Source organism: Alicyclobacillus sp. CIJ1 (assembly GCF_057538885.1).
The window spans coordinates 1-876 of sequence record NZ_BAAJPH010000078.1 but is presented as its reverse complement, the minus strand read 5'-3'; the positions used below and the strand labels follow the sequence as shown (position 1 = coordinate 876).

The window sequence follows — 876 nt, the reverse complement described above, 5'->3', positions numbered from 1 at the left end:
CCTGATCCGTCACCGAACCGCCTATGCCAGCCTCCAGCGTGACCGGCTGCTCGCTTTCGTTATGGCTCGCAGATGGCTCAGTCAATACGGCTTGATACACACACCCCGACGCAGTACAATATCCGCTCGAATACCAGCCATTGGGGAAATACGTTCCTGATGCTTCGGCAGGCGTGGCTGGACTCTCATTCACAACCTGGATGATGACCTCATCCCCAGGCTGCCAGCCCTGCACGCTGTACGACTCCGTAATCGTTCCGCCATAGGTTGTCGATCCCGGCGTCGCCATGAGCGTGATAGACACACCTGTGTTATTTCCCCATGCCACCGTGACAGCAGGTGATGTCGTGCCTTGTCCCACGTCCGTCGGGCTAGGCGGATTCGGCGGCGTCGTGGTTACCCAAAACTTCACCACTTGCGCCGTGTTCGACACCGCTTGAAGCGTCGTCGTGCCAGTGTCATTCACCGTGATTTGATAGTTACCATTCGAATGACACCCTTTGGTTGTGCAAGTTTCTGACGGTTGTTCACCCTGGATCACGGGGGCCGTGCTATATAGTGTCACCGTTCTCCCCGGCGCATTTGCATTGACTGTGATGGTCGAGACCTGTCCCACAGGCAATTGCGTCGGAGACGCGCTCACGGTTGCACCTGCCCACGTGATCTGGAAAGTTTCACTCGATTCCATAACCCCTTCGGGGTTGATGAGACTCGCGGTGTAGGTCACCGTCTGTGGCGTTTGCGTGCTGACGCTCACCGTTCCAGTCGAAGCGCCGTTATAGAACGTCTGATTCAGTGACGCTCCATCCGTTCCTCCGTTCGAGACCAGCGTCACGCTCCAGCCCGTGTTCGTTGCCGCAGGCAAGTTCCCGTTGT

At 57.3% G+C, this 876-nt stretch carries 1 protein-coding gene; it reads right to left on the bottom strand.

Going from position 1 to position 876, the window contains the following annotated elements:
• A partial coding sequence (locus AC27E8_RS06535; protein ID WP_487111378.1) for a hypothetical protein occupies positions 1-876 on the bottom strand: 876 nt, incomplete at both ends.